The following is a 17,787-nucleotide window of genomic DNA, read 5'->3' on the forward strand; positions in this document are numbered from 1 at the left end:
ATTCAATGAGTTCGTTCCAAGAATTTAAGATTGACCAAGCGATCCTTAAAGCGATCCAGGAGATGGGGTTTGAAGAGCCGTCCCCCATCCAGTCTGCCTGCATACCAAAGATTTTGGAAGGCTTTGATGTCATAGGGCAGGCGCAAACCGGAACAGGAAAGACGGCAGCTTTTGGTATCCCGATCGTGGAGAAAGTGACCAGTAGTCCCGAGGTACAAGCTCTGGTTTTAACTCCTACCCGGGAGTTGGCCATTCAGATCTCCGGAGAACTTCGAAAGATCTCCAAGTTTAAACGGATCAAGACGTTGCCCATCTATGGGGGGCAGTCGATCGGCCATCAAATCCGTGCCTTAAAGCAAGGCGTACAGGTGGTCATCGGCACGCCGGGAAGGATTATTGACCATTTGAACCGGAAAACCTTAAAGCTGGATCACGTCCGCATCGTGGTTTTGGATGAGGCCGATGAGATGCTGGATATGGGTTTCATCGACGATATCGAATCGATCCTCCGTTCGGTTCCTGCCGACCGGCAAACCCTCCTCTTCTCAGCCACCATGCCGGCTGAGATCCGTTCATTGGCCAACCGCTACATGAAGGATCCCCAAACCGTTCGTGTCAATCGGGAAGAGGTGGCGGCTCCTCTCATCGAACAGGTTTATTATAAAGTGCTGGAGAAGAATAAACTGGATAGCCTTTGCAGGGTGTTAGACAGCGAAGAGGTGGAGCTAGGCATCATCTTCTGCCGAACCAAAAAAGGGGTGGATGAACTGACCGAATCCCTCCAGGCGAGGGGTTACCTCGCCGACGGCCTCCACGGAGATTTGAGCCAAGCCCAGCGGGATAAGGTGATGGGCGATTTTCGTACCAACCGTATCGAGCTTCTCATCGCCACCGATGTGGCTGCGCGGGGAATCGACGTGAGCAATGTATCCCATGTGATCAATTATGACATCCCCCAGGATCCTGAGTCCTATGTCCATCGCATCGGCCGGACGGGCCGGGCCGGAAAACGGGGAATTGCCATCACCTTGGTTACTCCCCGGGAAATGAAGCAGCTTAAAGCGATTGAACACATGATCAAAACGGGGATCACCCCCCGCAGTCTTCCCACCATTGAAGAGACCAATGAAAGGAAAGTGGAACATTATAAACAAGAGATTATCGATGTGATCTTGGACAAGTCGGCCCACCCCATGGTAAAAGAGATGGTCGATCAGTTGAAAGGGGAATACCCCTTGGAAGAGATCGCCTATGCCATCGCCCATCTCGCCATGAATGACCAATTCGTGGAAGAAGGAGAGGGATATGACTTCGGAGAGACGGGAGCCCAGCAAGGAATGGTCCGCTTCTTTATCAATGTGGGCAAGAACATCAATCTTTCCCCGAAGAGTTTGGCGGAGGAACTGGCCTCTCTCGCCGGCATCTCTCCTAAGAGCATCGGCAAGATCGACATTTTCGACCGATTTACCTTTGTAGAGGTACCGGAGGAATCGGCTCCTTATATCTATGAAGCCCTACGGCAGGGAAGGCTTAGGGGAACCCGGGTCAATGTGGAACCGGCGAAACCCCGGGGGAAGTAAAAGAATAAACGTTCGTTTTTCCTCTTGCCATCTCATAAAAAAATGATATGATAAAGGGAGAAGAGGAATGACCGATGCGGGATAAAGGGGAGATGAAGGTGTCCGATCGCAAAGCAGCGCTGGAAAAGGCGCTTAGCCAGATTGAAAAGCAATTTGGCAAGGGATCGATCATGCGTTTAGGGGAAGCCTCACAGGCGAATCAAGTCTCTGTGGTGACGAGCGGGTCGATCGCCTTGGATGTAGCCCTGGGTGTGGGAGGGTATCCCCGGGGACGAATTATCGAGATTTATGGACCGGAGTCGTCCGGGAAGACGACCGTAGCCCTTCATGCCATTGCCGAAGTGCAACGGATTGGAGGAACGGCTGCCTTCATCGATGCCGAACATGCTTTAGACCCGACGTACGCGGAAAAATTGGGAGTAAACATTGACGAACTTCTCATCTCCCAACCGGATACAGGGGAACAAGCATTGGAGATCTGCGAAGCCTTGGTTCGCAGCGGTGCCATCGATATTGTCGTTATTGATTCGGTAGCGGCCCTAGTGCCGAAGGCTGAGATTGATGGTGAGATGGGAGATTCCCATGTGGGGCTTCAAGCCCGCCTCATGTCCCAAGCCCTCAGGAAACTGTCTGGAGCGATTAACAAATCGAAAACGATTGCCATCTTCATTAACCAGCTTCGGGAGAAGGTTGGTGTGATGTTCGGGAATCCGGAAACGACCCCCGGAGGCAGAGCCCTTAAATTTTATGCCAGCATTCGTTTAGACGTCCGTAGAGCGGAATCGATTAAACAAGGGAACGACATGGTGGGCAGCCGAACCAAAATTAAAGTGGTGAAGAATAAGGTAGCCCCTCCTTTTCGCTCGGCAGATGTGGACATCGTCTTTGGGGAAGGCATCTCCAAAGAGGGAAGCCTCATCGATATGGCCACCGACCTGGATATTATCGTGAAGAGTGGGGCCTGGTATTCCTTCCGGGAACAACGCTTAGGGCAAGGCCGGGAGAATGCGAAACAGTTCTTAAAGGAGAACCCGGCCGTGGCGGCCGAGATCGAGCAGTTAATTCGGGAGCATTACAGTCTAAACCCTGCCCCTGCTACCGGAGATGATTCTTCCTATAAGGAAGAGGGGGAGGAACTGGAACCGCAGTTTTAAGATGTAACCGTACATTTATTTGCGAGCTCCTGCCTTTGCAGGAGCTTTCTCTGTGAAAGGGGGAAGAATGGTGGGGAGGGAAGAGGAACATTACAGGGTTGAGAAACTGACGGAGAAGGGGGAGGGGAGATGGAGAATCCTCCTCTCCAACGGCGAAGAGATCGAAGTGGAAGAAGAGGTGGTGATCGATCACCGCCTTCTGCCCGGACAGGAGATCTCACCTTCCATACGGGAAGAGATGGGCCGCTTAAACCGCATCGCTTCCGGCTATGGGAAGGCGATCTCTTACCTTTCCTATCGCCCCCGTTCGACGGCGGAGGTGAAACGGTATCTGATTGGGAAAGGGTATGAGCGGGAGGCGGCGGCGATCCTTAAACGCTTAGAGGAGAAGGGGTATCTGGATGATCGCACGTTTGCGGCCATGTGGGTGAGGGAACGCCTCGCTCTAAAACCGAGGGGATCGCTTCTCTTACGCAAAGAATTGGTGGAAAAAGGAATTCGGGAAGAGTGGATCGAGGAAGCCCTTTCAGCCGTTAAACCGGAAATAGAGGAGGAAGAGGCGCTGCGCCTGGGGAGGAAAAAAATCACCGCCCTTCGGGGAAAGGAATGGGATGAAATAAAAGGAAGGCTCCTCAGATATCTCTTTCAAAAAGGGTATTCCTACTCGGTCATCGAGAGCATCCTCCCCACCCTGAAAGAAGATTTCCGCCGAGAGGAAGAATGAATCGGCTCTCCCCCGTTGCGGGAAGTACGGAAAACGGGACATGGTTCCCTTGTCTTGACAAAGGTTTGCACCAAGCATACAATTTAATTTGTATATCCTTTATTTTATTGAACACTGCATGCCTTTTTTTTGCTTTAAGGCTATTTTCTTTCCCGTTCGCGTGTTGAATAAAAGAAACGTAAGTGAAAAATTAGTGAAAAAACGGAGGTGAGGATGATAGGAGTATGGGACAACAATTTATTTTATTTTTCTTCCTCTTCCTGATTGCCCTGGGCCTGGGCATCTTGGTCGGGTATCTCTTGCGCCGTTCGATCGCCGAAAAGTTGATCACGAGCGCGGAGGTAGAGGCAAGCGCCATCGTAGAGAAGGCCAAGAAGGAAGCGGAAGCCCTAAAGAAAGAGATGGTTTTGGAAGGAAAAGATGAGATTCACCAATTTCGCATAGAGACAGAAAAAGAATTAAAAGAACGTCGCAACGAGATCCAGCGCATGGAAAAGAGGATCCTGCAAAAAGAAGAACAACTGGATCGGAAATTGGAGCAGATTGAGAAGAAAGAGGAGAGCCTGAACCGGAAGGAGAAAGCGATCGACGAACAATATGATAAGGTTTCCCAATTGGTTCAGGCGCAGCAATCGGAACTGGAACGCATCTCCGGACTTACCACGGAGCAGGCGAAAGAAGTCATATTAAAGAGTGTGGAAGAAGAAGTACGGCATGATGCGGCCTTACTCATCAAGGAGATTGAGCAGCAGGCCAAGGATGAAGCCGATAAAAAGGCAAGGGAAATCATTGTTACTGCGATCCAACGATGTGCGGCCGACCTGGTGACGGAGACGACCGTCTCTGTCGTCAATCTCCCCAATGATGAGATGAAGGGGAGAATTATCGGCCGTGAGGGAAGGAATATCCGTACGATAGAGACCCTAACGGGCATTGACCTGATTATCGACGATACGCCGGAGGCGGTCATCCTCTCCGGCTTTGATCCGGTACGGAGGGAGATTGCCAAAACGGCTTTGGATAAGCTGGTAGCGGATGGGAGGATCCATCCTGCCCGCATCGAAGAGATGGTAGAAAAAGCCCGGCGAGAAGTGGACGAACGTATCCGGGAATATGGAGAGCAAGCCACCTTTGAAACGGGGGTTTACGGATTGCATCCGGACCTCATTAAGATTTTGGGGCGCCTTCATTTTCGCACCAGTTACGGTCAAAACGTGCTTGCCCATTCGAAAGAAGTCGCTTATCTCTGCGGCCTGATGGCTGCGGAATTGGGTGAAGATGTTGCATTAGCCCGCCGCGCGGGGCTTCTTCACGACATCGGAAAAGCCATCGATCATGAAGTGGAAGGTTCCCACGTGGAGATCGGAGTGGAGCTGGCCAAAAAATACCGAGAACATCCGGTGGTGATAAATGGCATTGCTTCTCATCATGGAGATGTGGAACCCACCTCCGTGATCGCCATGTTGGTGGGGGCGGCCGATGCCCTCTCCGCCGCTCGTCCCGGCGCTCGCCGAGAAACCCTGGAAGCCTATATGAAACGGCTGGAGAAATTGGAAGAGATCGCTCAATCCTTTGAGGGAGTTGAGAAATCCTACGCGATACAGGCCGGTCGTGAAGTTCGCATCATGGTAAAACCGGATCAGGTAGACGACCTGGAAGCCTATCGGTTGGCCCGGGAGATCACGAAGCGGATCGAAGGGGAATTGGACTATCCGGGACATATCAAAGTGACCGTCATCCGGGAGACGAGGGCGGTAGAATATGCGAAATAAGCGGCATAAACAGCCGCTTTTTTTGTATCATAGTATATGAAAGCAAAAGAAAGAAGGATAAGGATGCGAATCTTATTTATAGGCGATGTGGTCGGAAGGCCGGGACGCCAGATGATGGATAAATGGTTGCCCCAATTAAAGCAAGAATATCGTCCCGATCTTACGGTGGTAAACGGGGAAAATTCCGCCCATGGCAAAGGGATGAGCCGAAGTGTAGCCCGCTTTTTCTTTGAATTGGGGATCGATGTGATCACGATGGGAAATCACACATGGGATAATAAGGAAATCTTCGACCTGCTGGCTGATGAACCGCGGATCATTCGCCCAGCCAATTATCCGGAAGGGACACCCGGAAGAGGTTGGATCTGGGCGAAAGCGGGGGAATGGGAAGTGGGGGTGATCAACCTAATGGGAAGGACATTTCTTCCCCCCCTCGATTGCCCTTTCCGCAAGGCCGATGAATGGTTAGAAGAAGCAAAAGAACATACGCCGATCCTCCTCGTCGATTTTCACGCGGAAGCAACTGCCGAAAAAGTGGCGATGGGCTGGTACCTTGACGGGCGAGTTTCCGCCGTCCTGGGGACGCATACCCATGTCCAAACGGCGGATGAACGCATCCTGCCTAAGGGGACCGCTTATCTCACCGATGTGGGAATGGTAGGACCTTCCGACGGAATCCTGGGAATGGCGAAGGAAGGAATCATCACCCGTTTTTTAACCCAGCTTCCTACCCGTTTTGAGGTGGAAGAAAGCCCGCGCAGAGAACTTGGGGCGGTTTTGGTCGAAATCTCCCCAAAAACGGGAGAAGCAACCGATATAAAGCGGATTCGGATCATCGATGATGGGAAAAAATAATGAATCACTTGAAAATATTTAGAATCTTCCTGCCCGAAAGGCAGGAATCTTTTTCTTTTACGGAGAATAAACATAGAGTGGATGGATTTCATCGTTCAAGGAGGTTAACTCGAATGGAAGTATTAAAGGTTTCAGCCAAATCGAATCCCAATTCTGTAGCAGGAGCTCTTGCAGGGGTCATCCGGGAAAGGGGGGCAGCCGAAATCCAGGCCATAGGTGCAGGTGCATTAAACCAGGCGGTTAAGGCAGTAGCCATTGCACGAGGATTTGTGGCTCCGAGCGGATTAGACTTAATTTGTATACCTGCTTTTACCGATATTCAGATCGATGGGGAAGAACGCACCGCCATTAAGTTGATTGTTGAACCGAGATAATGATCAAAAAGAACCAGTTCCTGCGTATGGGCTGGTTCTTTTTTGAGTTTTGGGCAAAAATTTTTCGCCAGGTCATCTTCCTTCATCTTGTGGTCATAGGTGATGGATGGAATGGGATATGTTACAATAAAAAAGCGTCGGTCGTTTAACATGTTTTGCTATGATTTTTTAAGATAGGAGAGAGGATTTTCATGCGCATCATCGATGGACATTGCGATCTCTTATGGAGGTTATGGACAAAGAAGTATGTGGAAAAAGGAACTTTGGATCGCCCATTTTATAAAAATGCCGACTGGCTCATGGTGACAAAGGAGAAACTGAAGGAAGGCGGAGTAGGTCTGCAGGCTTGTGCCATCTATATCTCCGAAGAGGTGGCTCGCACCAGAGCTTTTTTGACCGCATTAGAAATGGTAGACCTTTTTTACACCGAGGTTGTTTCCGATGAAGTGATGGTGATTCGAGGAAGGAAGGATTTAGAAGAATGGGAGAAGAGCAACCGGCTGGGCCTGATCCTTACCATGGAGGGTGTAGAGGGTACGGAGGGTGACTTTTTGAAACTTCACACCCTTTACCATTTGGGCGTGCGCTGGGTAGGATTAACCCATAATCCCGCCAATCTGGTTGCCGATGGAGTAGGGGAAGCGAGGGGAGCGGGGCTTAGTCAATTGGGAAGGGAGTTTGTCCAGGAATTGAATCGTTTACAGGTTGCCATTGATGTCTCTCACCTCTCGGAACGAGGCTTTTGGGATGTCCTAGAGATTTCATCGCAACCTGTTTTTGCTTCCCATTCCAACGCGAAGAGCATCCTGCCTCATCGCCGCAACCTCTCCGATGTACAGATTAGCGCCCTGGTCTCTGCAGGAGGATTAATCGGCCTTACCTATGCTCCCCATTTTACCGCGGCCACGGAGAAAGTAACGATCGATGATCTCCTTCGCCATGTTGAGCACTACTGTTCTTTAGGCGCCGAAAAACATATTGGCCTAGGTTCAGATTTTGACGGCATCTCGAAAACGATTGAAGGATTGGAACATAGCGGCAAGACCGCTGCTTTGGTGGAAAAATTGTTACGGCATTATGACGAAAAGCTGGTAGAGGGATTTCTCTATCGAAATTACCTGGAATATTTGAAAAAAATATGGATCGACGATCATCGATATTTCCGCTGTGAGAAATCGTGATTCATTAGTTGAAATTCTTGTAGAAAAGGCATACAATAAAGACGAAGAGATTTGGTCATTTATCCATTTATGATCACCGTTTTTACTTTACCCATGTGATTTATGGTACTTAGTTACATGGGGAAAAGTAAGTCATTCTTAAAGGAGTGGGGATTACTATGATCAATCAACTTTCTTGGAAAGTTGGTGGGCAGCAAGGGGAAGGGATTGAAAAGCCGGGGGATCTTTTTGCGACGGCCATGAATCGGCTGGGGTATTATCTCTACGGTTATCGCCATTTTTCTTCCAGAATTAAAGGGGGTCACACGAACAACAAAATTCGCGTGAGTACCAGGCCGCTTAGGTCGATTTCCGACGATTTGGATATTCTCGTCGCCTTTGACCAGGAGACCATTGATATAAACGCGAAGGAATTACGTGCCGGAGGAATTATCATTGCAGACGCGAAGTTCAATCCGAAAGTGCCTGAGGGGATTGATGCGCGTCTGTTTTCTGTGCCGTTTACCGCGATTTCCGAGGAGCTGGGAAGCACGCTGATGAAAAACATGGTAGCGGTTGGGAGTTCCATCGCCATCTTGGATCTTCCCATTGAGCCTTTCCAGGAAGTGGTCACTGAGCTATGGGGGCGGAAAGGGCAGAAAGTGGTTGAGAAGAACATGGAAGCCATTTCCCGCGGAGCGGAATTTGTGATGAAGGAAGCAGGAGGCCCTCTTCCGGAATTTAAGTTGGAGCCGGCCGATGGGAAGAAGAGGATGTTCATGATCGGTAATGAAGCCCTCGCATTAGGGGCGATCGCCGCCGGATGCCGCTTCATGTCTGCTTACCCCATCACTCCTGCTTCGGAGATTATGGAATATTTGATTAAAGTTTTACCTAAGTTTGGAGGAACCGTGATCCAGACGGAAGATGAGATTGCGGCCATTACGATGGCGATCGGAGCTAATTATGGTGGCGCGAGAGCCTTTACGGCTTCCGCAGGACCGGGTCTCTCCCTCATGACGGAAGCGATCGGCCTCGCCGGAATGACGGAAACTCCCGTCGTCATTGTGGATACCCAACGGGGAGGGCCTTCAACGGGTTTGCCGACGAAGCAGGAGCAGAGCGACCTGAACGCCGCCATCTATAGCACCCACGGAGAGATTCCCAAGGTGGTTATCGCTCCATCCACGGTGGAGGAATGCTTTTATGACATGGCGGAAGCTTTTAACATCGCAGAGGAATATCAGGTACCTGTCATTGTTCTGACTGACCTTTCCCTCTCCCTGGGCAAACAGACCGTGGAACCTCTCGATTACAGCAAGGTGGAGATCCGTCGAGGGAAATTAATGGCGGGACAGGAATTGCCCCCCTTGGAAAAGGAAACCCTCTTTAAACGCTATGAATTGACCGAGGACGGCATCTCTCCCCGTACCATTCCCGGACAGAAATATGGCATTCACCATGTGACCGGGGTAGAGCATGGCGAGACGGGACGCCCCAGTGAAGTGGCAGGAAATCGGAAGAAAATGATGGAGAAGCGATTGAAAAAATTAGCCTCCTTCCGCCTAAAGACTCCGATTCATGCCCATCTTGCATATGATGAACCTGATGTTCTGATCATCGGAATGAATTCAACGGAGGGCCCCATCACGGAGGCCATGGAACGCCTGGCGAAGGATGGAATTAAGGCGAATCACATTCAAATACGCCAGATTCTTCCCTTCCTTGCCGATGAAGTAAGACCCCATTTGGAGAAGGCAAAGAAGGTGGCCGTGGTGGAAAACAACGCCACAGGGCAATTAGCCAACCTGATCAAACTTCATGTAGGCTTTGCGGAAAAGATCGAAAGTGTCCTGAAGTATGACGGAAATCCATTCCTGCCGTCGGAAATATATGCGCAAGTGAAGGAGCTGATCTAGATGGCCACCTTTAAAGATTTCCGCAATAACGTAATTCCCAACTGGTGTCCAGGGTGTGGAGACTTCTCTGTACTGGCCGCTATGCAACGGGCATTGGCCAATTTGGGATTAGAACCGGAGAATGTGGCCGTGGTTTCCGGAATCGGATGTTCGGGCCGGATTTCCGGATATATTAATACCTATGGATTCCATGGGGTTCATGGAAGAGCCTTGCCGATCGCCCAAGGTTTAAAGATGGCGAATCGGAATCTCACCGTGATCGCCGCGGGAGGAGACGGAGATGGTTTTGCCATCGGGCTTAACCATACGATTCATTCCATCCGTCGCAACATGGATATTACCTACATCGTTATGGACAACCAGATCTACGGTTTGACCAAAGGGCAAACCTCTCCCCGCAGCCCGATAGGTTTTCAGACCAAGAGCACGCCGAAAGGTTCCATCGAATCTCCCCTTGCTCCTCTGGAAATGGCGCTTGCCGCCGGCGCTACTTTTGTAGCGCAGGGATTTTCCGGCGACTTAAAAGGATTGACCCATATCATTGAGGAAGGAATTAAGCATAAAGGATTCTCCTTGATCAATGTGTTCAGTCCTTGTGTCACATTTAACAAGGTGAATACCTATGATTGGTTTAAGGAGAACATCGTCTCTCTTGAGAATGTGGAGCACTATGACCCGTCCGACCGGAAGATGGCCATGCAGAAGTTGATGGAAACCCATGGAATGCTGACCGGGATTATCTATCAGGATAAAGAGAGCAAATCTTACCAGGATCAGGTGATCGGTTTCCGGGAAGAACCTTTGGTAGAACAAGATCTCCGTTTAAGCAAGGAAGAATTTGAAGAGTTGCTGAAGGAGTTTGCTTAAGAGAATCTCCATCAGGGATAAAGAGGAGGCTAAAGAGCCTCCTCTATTTTATCACACATGGACCTCCCCTTCTCCGGTTTCCTCCATCCCCGGTGATAACCCTATGGGAAATGCATAAAATATGGGTATAGGAGGGTGAACGGGGTGGACAACTTAAAAAACTTCGGAAAGGCGGTTCCAACGCGAGAAGAGCTGGAGTTAAGAATAAGAGACTTGGAGGAGAAACTTCTGGCCCAAAGGGTGGGCAAGAGGGTGCTCCTTCAGCTTCTCGAGATGAATCGCAGGGAACAAGGGGAAATGCTCATGAAATTAGAAAGGGAAAATCGCCGTCTGCGCGAACGAGTCCGGGCACTGAACGGCATCTTAAGGGAACTGAAGAGGGAGTAGGGGAGTCCGCAAGGGAAAATGACCCGCCGTTTACGGTTGACATTCCAAAGAGATGAGATATAAATGAATTTAGTAGATTTTTAAGAAGGAGATTTTTTTATGCCTTTTCCCAAGATCACTGAGATGGGACATGCCCTGCTCCCATTCTTTATTTCTCAGGGAGATACCGTAGTCGATGCCACGTGTGGCAATGGAAAAGATACCCTCTACCTTGCCCGTTTAGCCGGACCGAAGGGGAAGGTTTATGCCTTCGATATCCAGGAAACGGCTTTACGAAAGACAAGAGAAAGGTTGGAAAAGGAGAGGGATCCGATCGCCTCCGTTCACTACATTTTGGATGATCATCGGAATATAGACGCCCATGTGAAGGAGACGCCCGCCGCCATCCTTTTTAATCTTGGGTATCTTCCAGGTGGAGACCATCGAATCACCACCCAAACTTCCTCCACCCTGATCGCCGTGGAGAAGAGCCTAACTCTCCTTAAACAGGGAGGACTTCTGCTCATCACTTCATATCCGGGTCATGAAGAAGGGAAAAAGGAAGCGGCGGCGCTGGCCCGTTATTTTTCATCGCTTTCTCGGGACAATTTTCGTATTTTGAAAATCGGTTTTCTTGAGAACCACGAAAACTCCCAAGCCCCCTATATTCTAGCCGTTGAAAAACGGTCTTGACATATAACAGTTCATGTAAGATTCAAAAAATAAAACAGACTACTATTGTAATCTTTTCCTTTTGGTACTATACTAAAAATAACGATACGGAAGTGTGAAGAGGCAAGGAGGTTTTATGTTACAATGTGAAAAAAATCACAAACTGTCTTAAATGAGAGATAGGAGTGGATGACGCTGAAGGGAAAACGAGGGGGCGAGGGAGAAAGGCGACAGGAGCTAAACCGATTGTTGATGGGATACATTTCCAGACATCCGGCATTCATTCAAAAGGGAATGCTTGGGAAAGTCGGATGGAGAGTCCGTCCGGTGTTTGATCGAGGTTTTACCATGTGAACACGTGAAAAGACCAAACGAGCGAAATGAGGGTGAAGAGGATGAGTCAGGTGATTCGCACTTCTTTGGAAGAAATCTTGGGAGGGGAGAAGGTGCACGTTCAGCTCTCCGTCCCCGAATTGGTGGAGCAAGCGATTAAAAACGGCGAGGGAAAACTTACGTCAACGGGAGCTTTTTCCGTATATACGGGGAAGTTTACGGGCCGTTCTCCCAAAGATAAGTATATCGTCGATGAGCCGTCCGTTCATGAACAGATTTCTTGGGGAGAAATAAACCAACCCCTTTCGGTAGATAAGTTTAAAAAGCTCTATCAAGATGTGATCGATCATCTAAAAGGAAAGGAACTCTACGTTTTTGACGGTTTCGCGGGGGCTGATCCGGACTACCGGCTGCCGATCCGTGTGGTGAGTGAGCTTGCCTGGCATAATCTCTTTGGCCATCAACTCTTTATCCGGCCGACTGAAGATAAGAGGAAGACCCATGTGCCGGAATGGCATGTGATATATGCTTCGGGATTTAATGCCCGGCCTGCCGTGCATGGGACCCGATCGGAGACCTTCATCGTAGTAAGTTTTGAGGAAAAAGTAATCCTCATCGGTGGAACCCAATACGCCGGAGAGATGAAAAAATCGGTCTTTAGCGTCATGAATGCCCTTCTCCCCCAAAAAGGGATTCTCTCCATGCACTGTTCCGCCAATGTGGGGAAGGAAGGGGATGTCGCCCTTTTCTTCGGACTATCCGGCACGGGAAAGACCACTCTCTCCGCAGATCCCAACCGAGCCCTCATTGGAGATGATGAGCATGGTTGGTCCGACACCGGCGTTTTTAATATCGAAGGGGGTTGCTACGCCAAGTGCATTCGCCTCTCCCCGGAGAAGGAACCGCAGATTTATCAGAGCATCCGTTTCGGAGCCGTCTTGGAGAACGTGACGATCAATCCGGAAACGCGGATTCCCGATTTTGACGATGATCGCATCACCGAAAATACCCGGGCTGCATACCCGATCGATCACATTCCCGGGGCGGTCATCCCGGGGGTTTATGCTAGCCATCCCCGCACCATTCTCTTCTTGACCGCAGATGCCTTCGGGGTTCTTCCTCCGATTTCTAAGCTTACTCCGGAGCAGGCCATGTACCATTACCTTTCCGGCTATACCAGCAAACTGGCCGGGACGGAACGAGGAGTAACCGAACCGGAAGCGACCTTTTCCTCCTGCTTCGGAGCGCCTTTCCTCCCCCTTTATGTGAGCACCTATGCCAAGATGTTAGGGGAGAAAATCCGGAAACATCACACCCGGGTTTATTTGGTGAATACAGGATGGAGCGGAGGCCCTTATGGGGTGGGGAAACGAATTAACCTGGCTTACACCCGGGCGATGGTCACCGCCGCCCTAAACGGAGAACTGGAAAAGGCCGCCTTTACCCCTCATCCCATCTTCGGACTTCTCGTCCCCGATCATTGCCCGGGAGTTCCTTCGGAAATCCTTGATCCGGCCAGAACATGGGCAGATAAAGGGGCTTACGAGGCGAAGGCAAAGGAATTATCCAAACGCTTTGACGAAAACTTCGCCCGCCTGCAAAAAGCGGACCCCTTTATCGCCGGTCTTTCGAAGAATTGGTAAGAAAAACGGATAGAAGTGTAAGAAAACGCCATCCGCCCAAAATGGGTTGGGATGGCGTTTTTCTCCTGCCGAGAGGGGAAAATCCGAGATGGTCTGCTCTTCATCACTCGATAAGGAGGTAAAACAGGTACATCACCAAGAAACCGGGTAAAGCGTATAGAGCCAAGATCAGGTAAGAATAGAGCAGATGGGTCACGAGGGGAAAAAGATCTACCTGGATCAAAGCCTTCCAATAATCAAAAGAGCCGAAGGCATCCGGTTTCATGAAGAGAAGGGAGATGAGAACCGTAACCTCAAGAAACAAGAGATCAAAGCGGATTCGTCGGAGACTGATCCATTCGGGTTTCAGCATCATTTTTGGGAGAAAGAGGTGAACATAGATCATGAAGGCTACAATCATGCTGAGAAAGAGGATCCAATCCATATTGCTCACTCCAAACGTGCAAAAATGAAGGAGATGGACACGAGGCCCAATCACAGTATGTTCCATGATAGTTTAACCTATAAGTATGTGAAAAAGATGAAGGGTATGTGCTAAAAAGGGAAAAAGAGATGAAAAATTTTAAAAACATATATTCTTTTTTCAAAGGTATATCGGGGGGATGGAGCGAATGGTCTACGATGTATGGTATGATGAGAGAGAAGTTTCCGGCAAGAATGATCCATGAGAAAGGGGAAGGGAAGGCTTGAACACCGAAAGCTACCGTCTTTTTTGTCTCGCCTATGAGGAAGGAAGCTTTTCCCAAGCGGCCCGACTGATGTATCTCTCCCAGCCGTCGGTCACCCGGCATATCCGCCTATTGGAAGAGGAATACGGCACGTTGTTGTTTGAACGGAGCGGTGGAAAACTAAAAGCGACGGAAGCCGGAAGGAGGCTTTATCCTTATGCGAAGGGGATCGTAGATCATTATGACCGTTCGTTAGAGGAAATAAAGGGCTTTGTGAAAAATAAGGAATTACACATCGCTTTGGGAGCCACCTTCACCATCGGAGAATATTGGCTCCCTCCGTTGTTGGGGGAATATCGAAAACGACATCCTGAGGTGAACCTTCGTTTGGAGATCGGGAATACCCCGTTGGTGCTGGAGAAGTTGCGAAATTTTACGATCGATATGGCCCTGATCGAAGGGAAAGTGGAGGAGGATCCCCTTTATCGCTTGGAGAAATTTGCGGAAGATGAATTAATCCTCGTCTGTTCCGCCCATCATCCTTGGGCAGATCTTGGGAAAATATCGATCTCCGATCTTTCTCGGGAACGGTTCATCTTCCGGGAACCTTCCTCCGGAACCCGTATGATCGTTGAAGACGCCCTCTCGAAGGCAGGGGTTTTGGGATACCTGGATCGAGGCATGGAATTGGGAAGCACCCAAGCGATCAAGGGGGCGGTTGAAGCTAATCTGGGGGTAAGCATTTTACCCCGCATGGCGGTGAAAAGGGAACTTGTTTCAGGGACTTTAAAGGAGGTGATCCTCCAAGGGATGGCCATCACGAGAGATCTCTGGTTGGTCCAGATGAAACACCGTTTCCGCTCCGAAGCGTCGGATCACTTTTTCCAGTTCATTCGGGAACGGAAGGTTTGACTGAACAGATTTTCGATCAACGAGAATCTCTATGAAGAGATGTTATCGTAGGAGGGATGGCGCTATACATCAATTGATGCCCGATGAATCAAAGGGAGGTGGCCGCCTCCCCATACGCTTTCTCTATATCCCATCCGGGAATTATAGTTCCTACTTCTCTTTATCCGTGGTATGCTAGAGAGGAAGAAGATAGGATAGAATCAGAGAGATCAGAGATGATCGAAACGGGGATGCAGGATGGAAGCGGGAACGATTTCTTTACTACTCGTCATTGGTTTGATTGCAGGAACTTATGGAACGATTGTGGGGGCAGGAGGTGGATTTATTTTTGTCCCCGCCTTATTGCTTCTATTCCATTATGATCCGCCTGTGGCGGCGGGAACAGGCCTTGTCGTCGTCCTCATCAATGCCCTCTCGGGAATGATCGGATACATTCGTCAGAAACGGGTCGATTACCGATTTGGGGTGATTCTTTCCCTGGCCGCCATTCCAGGAACCTTTCTCGGGGTTTGGTTATCCCGCGCTGTGACAGGCCATGCCTTTTTTCTCACCTTCGCCATCATGCTGATCGGCTTGGGCATTTTCCTGCTGGTGAAAAAAGAACCGAAGAGCAAAGGGGAACAGGTAACGGAGGGAAGTTTCGGGGAAGAGGCGTTCCCGTCCGGTTTGAGGGAGGAAGTGGCTGCGACCCGTTCGGAGGGTACACGGACTTACGATTCTGCCGATGCGGGAGAAGGGGAGATTCCAGCCGACCTTTTCCTTCAGAATCGAGAAAAGCTGCCTTCGGGAACGTCTTGGTGGAAAGGTTCCTTTCGCCGAACGGAGTGGGGGCTTTTGGGAACCGGTTTCATTTTAGGAATCATTTCCAGCTTTTTCGGGATCGGAGGGGGCTGGCTCATGGTTCCCATCCTCATCTATCTCTTCCGCCTTTCTCCCCACGTGGCGACGGCAACCTCCGTCTTCTCCCTGTCGATCTATTCATTGGTCGGTGTCTTAACCCATGGTGTAGAGGGCAACATCGATTGGATGACCGTCCTTTGGGGGGGGATCGGCGTGATTGGAGGTTCCCAGTTTGGGGTTTATCTCTCCCGCAAACTTTCCGGGCGCCTCATCATACAGATGTTGGCGTTACTTCTCGTGTTCATCGGGGCCACCATGATCCGATGATGGGATGGAAACCCTTGAAAAAAATTTCTACTTTCAATGATCCAACTAGGATTAGAAAATGAACACAATAGTTGGAATAATTTAGTGCAATGGCAGCTTGCATTCGTTTTGATGGCGCAACTTAGTATATCCAGTAGACTAACTAACATAAATGTGGTATACTTCGATTGTGGTTCATAAATTCCATTTTTCTATAGGGGGCTTAAACATGGCATACTTCGAAAACGTTTCCAAGATCCAGTATGAAGGTCCAACGTCCAAAAATCCCTTGGCATTCAAATTTTACAATTCCGAAGAAAAGATCGGCGACCGTACAATGGAAGAATGGTTGCGTTTCAGCGTGGCTTACTGGCACACTTTCACTTTCGAAGGGACTGATCCGTTCGGTCATGGGAATATGATCCGCCCCTGGAGCCATCTAAAGGGGATGGATTTGGCAAAGGCACGGGTGGAAGCGGCCTTCGAATTTTTCGAAAAACTGGGCATTCCATTCTTCTGTTTCCATGATGTAGATATTGCGCCGGAAGGAAGCACGCTCCGGGAAACGTATAAAAACTTGGATGAAATCGTCGATATGATTGAAGAATATATGAAAACAAGCAAAACAAGGCTTCTTTGGAACACGGCCAATCTGTTCTCTCATCCGCGTTTTGTACATGGAGCGGCAACATCTTGCAACGCTGAGGTATTCGCTTACTCTGCGGCCAAAGTGAAAAAGGGCTTGGAAATCGCTAAAAGATTAGGTGCCCAAAACTATGTGTTCTGGGGCGGTCGTGAAGGATATGAATCATTGCTGAACACAGATATGGAATTGGAACAGGATAATCTCGCACGGTTCTTCCGTATGGCGGTTGATTACGCGAAAGAAATCGGTTTCGAAGGCCAATTTTTAATCGAACCGAAGCCGAAAGAACCAACAAAGCACCAATATGATTTTGATGTTGCAACCGGTATCGCCTTCTTGAAAAAATATGGTTTGGATCGTTACTTCAAATTTAATATCGAAGCAAACCATGCGACATTGGCCGGACATACATTTGAACATGAATTGCGGGTTGCCCGCATTCATCGAATGCTTGGTTCCGTCGATGCAAACCAGGGGGATCCGTTGCTTGGCTGGGATACGGACGAATTCCCGACCGATCTTTACTCTACAACGTTCGCCATGTATGAAATTATCAAAAATGGCGGTTTAGGTAAAGGCGGTCTAAACTTCGATGCAAAGGTAAGACGAGGATCCTTTGAGCCGGAGGATCTATTCCGTGCACATATTTCCGGAATGGATAGCTTTGCGGTCGGTCTAAAGGTGGCATACAAATTGATTGAAGACCGTGTTTTGGATGATTTTGTAGCGAGCCGTTACAGAAGCTATACCGAGGGGATCGGCAAGGAGATCGTGGAAGGAAAAGCCAATTTCAAAACATTGGAAGCGCATGTCCTTGATCTTAACGAGATCAAAAATGAATCCGGCCGCGTAGAAGAATTAAGGGCATTGATCAATCAATATCTATTGACGGCTTTTGTAAATTAATAAAGGCTTCTTATGTGCCATCAATCAATAGCTGGACTCTGGCCGGGTCCAACTATTTTTCTAATAGGAATACGTGATGAAGAGTTAAAA

Annotated in this window: 16 protein-coding genes; 15 read left to right on the plus strand and 1 reads right to left on the minus strand. The window is 49.3% G+C overall.

The window, feature by feature from the left end; translation table 11 throughout:
• Nucleotides 1-5 precede the first annotated feature (5 nt).
• The 12 genes from THEAE_RS0104195 to pckA all read left to right on the plus strand — a co-directional run bounded on the left by THEAE_RS0104195 (nucleotide 6) and on the right by pckA (nucleotide 13,419).
• Nucleotides 6-1,580: a DEAD/DEAH box helicase gene (locus THEAE_RS0104195; protein ID WP_028986618.1), complete on the plus strand. Its 1,575-nt coding sequence runs from the start codon at nucleotides 6-8 to the stop codon at nucleotides 1,578-1,580.
• Nucleotides 1,581-1,678: 98 nt separating this feature from the next.
• On the plus strand, nucleotides 1,679-2,734 hold the full coding sequence (gene recA, locus THEAE_RS0104200) for a recombinase RecA (RefSeq protein ID WP_028986619.1): 1,056 nt from the start codon (nucleotides 1,679-1,681) through the stop codon (nucleotides 2,732-2,734).
• 52 nt (nucleotides 2,735-2,786) lie between these two features.
• Nucleotides 2,787-3,458, plus strand: coding sequence for a regulatory protein RecX (locus THEAE_RS19905; RefSeq protein ID WP_052329743.1), 672 nt, complete (start codon nucleotides 2,787-2,789; stop codon nucleotides 3,456-3,458).
• Nucleotides 3,459-3,682: 224 nt separating this feature from the next.
• Nucleotides 3,683-5,230, plus strand: coding sequence for a ribonuclease Y (rny, locus tag THEAE_RS0104210; RefSeq protein WP_005588938.1), 1,548 nt, complete (start codon nucleotides 3,683-3,685; stop codon nucleotides 5,228-5,230).
• A gap of 63 nt (nucleotides 5,231-5,293) precedes the next feature.
• Entirely contained in the window at nucleotides 5,294-6,085 is a 792-nt protein-coding gene (locus THEAE_RS0104215) for a TIGR00282 family metallophosphoesterase (protein ID WP_005588936.1), read from the plus strand.
• Between the two features lie 113 nt (nucleotides 6,086-6,198).
• The gene (gene spoVS, locus THEAE_RS0104220) at nucleotides 6,199-6,459 is read left to right on the plus strand and encodes a stage V sporulation protein SpoVS (RefSeq protein WP_005588934.1); all 261 of its coding nucleotides are present in this window, start codon (nucleotides 6,199-6,201) and stop codon (nucleotides 6,457-6,459) included.
• A gap of 191 nt (nucleotides 6,460-6,650) precedes the next feature.
• Nucleotides 6,651-7,640, plus strand: coding sequence for a dipeptidase (locus THEAE_RS19910; RefSeq protein WP_052329744.1), 990 nt, complete (start codon nucleotides 6,651-6,653; stop codon nucleotides 7,638-7,640).
• 158 nt (nucleotides 7,641-7,798) lie between these two features.
• Nucleotides 7,799-9,538, plus strand: coding sequence for a 2-oxoacid:acceptor oxidoreductase subunit alpha (locus tag THEAE_RS0104230; RefSeq protein WP_005588931.1), 1,740 nt, complete (start codon nucleotides 7,799-7,801; stop codon nucleotides 9,536-9,538).
• Nucleotides 9,539-10,405 (plus strand): 2-oxoacid:ferredoxin oxidoreductase subunit beta, encoded by an 867-nt coding sequence (locus tag THEAE_RS0104235; RefSeq protein WP_005588930.1) that lies wholly within the window; start codon nucleotides 9,539-9,541, stop codon nucleotides 10,403-10,405.
• 144 nt (nucleotides 10,406-10,549) lie between these two features.
• Entirely contained in the window at nucleotides 10,550-10,792 is a 243-nt protein-coding gene (locus THEAE_RS21885; RefSeq protein WP_052329746.1) for a hypothetical protein, read from the plus strand.
• A 99-nt stretch (nucleotides 10,793-10,891) separates the two neighbouring features.
• Nucleotides 10,892-11,464 carry a tRNA 5-(aminomethyl)-2-thiouridylate-methyltransferase MnmM gene (mnmM, locus tag THEAE_RS0104250; protein WP_039944256.1) on the plus strand — a complete coding sequence of 191 codons (573 nt, stop codon included), beginning with the start codon at nucleotides 10,892-10,894 and terminating at the stop codon, nucleotides 11,462-11,464.
• 374 nt (nucleotides 11,465-11,838) lie between these two features.
• Nucleotides 11,839-13,419 carry a phosphoenolpyruvate carboxykinase (ATP) gene (gene pckA, locus THEAE_RS0104260; RefSeq protein WP_028986621.1) on the plus strand — a complete coding sequence of 527 codons (1,581 nt, stop codon included), beginning with the start codon at nucleotides 11,839-11,841 and terminating at the stop codon, nucleotides 13,417-13,419.
• Between the two features lie 103 nt (nucleotides 13,420-13,522).
• Here the strand turns inward: pckA and THEAE_RS0104265 are convergent, their stop codons facing one another.
• Complete coding sequence (locus THEAE_RS0104265; protein WP_028986622.1) at nucleotides 13,523-13,843, minus strand: hypothetical protein; 321 nt, start codon at nucleotides 13,841-13,843, stop codon at nucleotides 13,523-13,525.
• A gap of 262 nt (nucleotides 13,844-14,105) precedes the next feature.
• Here THEAE_RS0104265 and THEAE_RS0104275 point away from each other — a divergent pair, with 262 nt between their 5' ends.
• The 3 genes from THEAE_RS0104275 to xylA all read left to right on the plus strand — a co-directional run bounded on the left by THEAE_RS0104275 (nucleotide 14,106) and on the right by xylA (nucleotide 17,697).
• The gene (locus THEAE_RS0104275; RefSeq protein ID WP_028986623.1) at nucleotides 14,106-14,999 is read left to right on the plus strand and encodes a LysR family transcriptional regulator; all 894 of its coding nucleotides are present in this window, start codon (nucleotides 14,106-14,108) and stop codon (nucleotides 14,997-14,999) included.
• Between the two features lie 237 nt (nucleotides 15,000-15,236).
• Nucleotides 15,237-16,166: a sulfite exporter TauE/SafE family protein gene (locus THEAE_RS0104280; RefSeq protein ID WP_005588921.1), complete on the plus strand. Its 930-nt coding sequence runs from the start codon at nucleotides 15,237-15,239 to the stop codon at nucleotides 16,164-16,166.
• Between the two features lie 208 nt (nucleotides 16,167-16,374).
• Nucleotides 16,375-17,697, plus strand: a complete 1,323-nt coding sequence (xylA, locus tag THEAE_RS0104285; RefSeq protein WP_028986624.1) for a xylose isomerase — start codon at nucleotides 16,375-16,377, stop codon at nucleotides 17,695-17,697.
• Nucleotides 17,698-17,787: the final 90 nt, after the last annotated feature.

The organism is Thermicanus aegyptius DSM 12793, assembly GCF_000510645.1.
In the GTDB taxonomy this organism is placed as follows: domain Bacteria; phylum Bacillota; class Bacilli; order Thermicanales; family Thermicanaceae; genus Thermicanus; species Thermicanus aegyptius.